Source organism: Candidatus Alcyoniella australis, from assembly GCA_030765605.1.
Lineage (GTDB): Bacteria > Lernaellota > Lernaellaia > JAVCCG01 > Alcyoniellaceae > Alcyoniella > Alcyoniella australis.
In genome coordinates this window covers 1-3,860 of record JAVCCG010000067.1, presented here as the reverse complement: position 1 = coordinate 3,860, position 3,860 = coordinate 1, and the positions used below count along the sequence as shown (strand labels likewise).

Annotated in this window: 3 protein-coding genes; 1 reads left to right on the top strand and 2 read right to left on the bottom strand. The window is 62.8% G+C overall.

Going from position 1 to position 3,860, the window contains the following annotated elements:
- Positions 1-869 (top strand): neutral/alkaline non-lysosomal ceramidase N-terminal domain-containing protein (locus P9M14_07585; GenBank protein ID MDP8255592.1); only part of this gene is annotated, 869 nt, incomplete at its 5' end.
- Between the two features lie 31 nt (positions 870-900).
- On the opposite strand, the gene P9M14_07580 is transcribed toward P9M14_07585, so the two are convergent.
- Complete coding sequence (locus P9M14_07580; GenBank protein ID MDP8255591.1) at positions 901-2,328, bottom strand: choice-of-anchor L domain-containing protein; 1,428 nt, start codon at positions 2,326-2,328, stop codon at positions 901-903.
- Between the two features lie 608 nt (positions 2,329-2,936).
- Positions 2,937-3,860, bottom strand: a 924-nt coding sequence (locus tag P9M14_07575) for a matrixin family metalloprotease (GenBank protein ID MDP8255590.1), incomplete at its 5' end; no start/stop codon positions are given.

Genomic DNA, 3,860 nt, shown 5'->3' with positions numbered 1-3,860 from the left:
TCGTACAGGCGCGGCGCAACGAGCGGCCGGCGTTGATCCAGACCGCCGACACCCGGATCGAGGGCATGAACCGCAGCCGCCTGGACCCGGCGTTCGACGTGAGCAGCAGCAGCATGGAAGGGAACCTACAACCCGATCCGTTGCGCTACCCGGTGGACAAACGGATGACCGTGCTGCGCCTGAGCGAGCTCGACGGCACGCCTATCGGCGCGATCGTGCACTTCACCTCGCATCCGACGATCCTCTCGTTTAAAAGCCCCTACATCTCGGCTGATTTCCCGGGTGTGGTCTGCTCGCGGATCGAGAGCGCGATGGGTCCGGACAGCGTGACGCTGTATCTCAACGGCACATTGGGCGATACCGCGCCCACGCCCGATTGGCAGGATGACGTGGCCGACGAGATCGCCGACATGCGCGCCTACGGCAACCAATTGGCCGACAGCGCCTTGGGGCTGCTCGACGAAGTGCAGCCGATGACCGATACCGGGTTCGTGGCCGCGGTCTCGCACCGCAAACTGCCCGACATCACTCTCGCGCCGCTATGGGGCGCGCGGATGTTCGGCCGGATGAATCACTGGTTCGTCAAGGACAACGTGGCCACGTTGCAGGTGATGCGTCTGGGCAAGCTGGTGATGATCGCCATTCCCGGCGAGCCGACAACCGCCGCGGGCGCGATCCTCAAACAGACCTGCCCCGAGAACCTGGACTGTATTATCGTGGCCCCGGCCAACGGCCACTTCGGCTATCTCATCACGCCCGAGGAGTACGAGGGCGACACCTACGCCGCGGACTCGTGCTTCTTTGGCCGCGACATCATCTCCAGGCTGGCCGAGGGCGTGGCGATCTCGATGGCCGGCGCGATCAAGTAACGATCGCGGCCGGCCTTGATGTTCGTTGCGGCTACTCGAACTTGATGTAGTCGATCAAGACCGCGCTGTCGTAAATCTTGTCTCCCACGTCGGCGATTGTGAACACCAGGGTGATCTCCTGTCCCTGATAGGGGCTGATGTCGTAGTCCGCGAACGCGCCGGCATGGTCGGTGATCCGCGGACCGCGTGCGTTGGCCTTGAGGTGCCCATCGAAGATCTTGCCCGAGTCATTCTGCGCCGCGTCGGTGCTCTGGTCGATGTCGGCCACGGCCTGGGCCGTGGGGTCGGACAGCGCCTCCCACAGGTCGGCCTCGGCGGTGTTGTTGATCGTGCGGTAGATGATGTAGTCCGGCGAGCCGAGGATCTTGAGCGTGAACACGTCGTTGAATCCCGAGCCGACCCACTCGGCGTACTCCTGGCTGATGAAGTCGTAGGAGATTTTGAATGCGGTGGCGTCGGCCGGGACCTCCACCGTGCGCATGATCGTCACGGTCTGGCGGTTGGCCCCGCCGGTGGAGAGTAGCGCGTAGCAGGTCTCGCCGCCGCCGGGGAAGAACACGCCGTACGATGCGTCGAGCACCTGGGCAAAGGGATAGGCGTCGCCCGAGTCGCTCAGCGCGGCCTCCCAGTTGGTGAAGTCGCACAGCTCGAAGTCCAGGTTGTCGCCCGAGGGCTCGCGCGCGGGCACCCCGGCGTTCATCAGGATCGGGTCGGGCTTGATCACGTCGGAGTTGTCGCCCATGGTCTCGTGCGCGTACGGCTCGGCATCGATTTTGCCGTTGTCGCCCAGGGCGGTGCCGATGGCCATCGAGCCGTAGCAGTCGCCGTCGTCGAAATGCACCTCCACCGAGTTGCCCTCGTCGCCTTGGTTGGTCACGTTGACGTTCCACACCGGCAGGGCCCACTTGCCGCCTGCGATGGTGTAGGTGAAGAACGGCGAGTCCGTGGCCGTGACCAGGATGTCGGCCTTGGCGTTGCCCTCGCAGTCCGAAACCTCGCCGGCAATGAAGCTCAGTGAGTAGTCCGAGGAGTAGAAGGCGTAGATCCCGCCGCCGTGGCCGCCGGCCGCGCCGTCGAGCAGACTAACGTCGGCATCGACCTTGAAACGGTCGTCCTCGACCTTGGCCTTGGTGCTGAACCACAGCCGATAGCCGTAGCCCTCGAGCTGCTCCTGCTTGGCCGCGATGATCTGGCCGTCGATGTCATCGCCGCCGCCGAGCAGTTCCAGCGGGACGTACCAGTCCTCGTCCAGGCTCTCGGCCTGGTCCGCGTTGAGCTCAATGGCGAACAGGAAGCGCCAGCCCTCGGGCGTGTCCGCGTCCATGTCGCCCTCGTCGAGAATATCGGGCAGATCGTCGTCCGCCAGGTCTTCGGCCGCGTCCTTGGCCTCGTCGCAGGCCAGGTTGAACGCCAGAAACATCAGGCCCAACGCGATCAGGACTACCAACAGGCGTCGCATGCTCTCCCCCTCGGATATTGAGTTGTTAAATTCGTTGAAATACTAACGCGCCGAGTCTTTATTGGGCAACGGATAAAACAGCCCCGGCGAGCAGGTGGGGTGTGGGCAGGCGGCGTAGCGCGCGTCGCGCGCTGCGCCGCCGTCTCTCTCCCCCGCGCTCGGCTGAAATCAGTTTGAGATTCTATTTTCCGGCTAAGCTCAAAGGCGATGCAATTGTGTGCGCGGGGGATTGATCAGCGGGTTCTCATCCGAAAATAGGACTGACCAGCGTCATTGGCGAAGCCGGGCGGCTATGAGCCGCTGCAAGGCTCGCATATTTCCCGGATCGTTTAGCGTCGATCTATGCCGCGTCGCGGAGATTATCGTTGAGCCAAGAGTTTGGTCCGCTTGCGAGTTTTGCCCCCGGCTCCAAGCCGGGCAGCGCCTTTGAGAACGCGCTGAGCGAGCCCCCGTGCGAACCAGGCAACTACCTCAGCGTATTTCGGACCGGCAATCCGAAAAAATCTCAACCTGATTTCAGCCGAGCGCCTACCCAATATTGTTTTTCAACAATATTACCCCCTCCCCGCCATTGTCCGTCGCGGAGAGGCTTGTTTCATAGCTGGCTATTAGCCGCACCAGCCGGAAGCATCATCGCTGGTCTGACGGGAGCCGTCGTCGTTATCGTCGTCGTCTGAGGAGCCGGAGTCGTCCTCCACATCGTACGGGGCGCCGGGCGCGGCGTTGTCGTCGGCTGGGTCGGCGTCGATGTATAGGGCGAAGCCGTAGTCGTCGGCCTTGATCGAATGGCTGTCAAAGGCGCCGTAGATCTTGAGGTAGACAGTGGTCGCTCCGCTGATCTCGCCGAAAAAAGCGGTGCACGAACCTGTGCAGGTGCGCTGGTCGAGCAGCAAGCGGTTGCCGTCGTAGAGCCGGACCCCTTTGACGCGCGAGGACGCGTCCTCGATCGCCACGCCCAGCACGTCGCCGCTGTGCACCGAGAGCTTGTATACGTCGTGGTCGTAGAGTTTCAGCCCGGCGTAGGATCGACCGGCGTCGATGCGCACGGCGGTGAGCAGCGAGTCGTTGGGCTCCAGCTCGTCGTCGCTCTCAAGGGATCCCTGGCAAAAGCGGTCGTAGGCCCCCTGGATATCGTCGAAGTCCAAATCCGCGATCAGGTAGCGCGGCTGGTAATAGGCGTACATCGTGGCGGTCTGTTGCGAGGAATGGTCAAGGCCCCAGAAATGACCGATCTCGTGAGTCAGCACCTCGCGGATGTTCTGGCTGCCGCCAGTGTCGGCGGTGGTCCAGGTGAAGTCCTGGCCGTTGAAACCAACGTCGCAATCCACCAGGCGTCCGCTATCCACATAATAGGTGCAGAGTGTCACGGCCAGGGCGCTGGACCCGTAGGACCAGCCGTCCTCGACCCAGAACACCAGGTTTTTATTGTCCGAGCCGGAGAAGCGGTTGGAGGAGGTCGTGTCGAGGTAGGTAAAGTCGATCTCGCAGAAGGTCTGGTGCGTTCCCTCCCAACGGTTGAAGGCGCTCTTGAT

Excerpts from the sequence above, each read along its gene's own strand:
- P9M14_07580 (MDP8255591.1), bottom strand. The coding sequence starts at position 2,328 with ATGCGACGCCTGTTGGTAGTCCTGATCGCGTTGGGCCTGATGTTTCTG.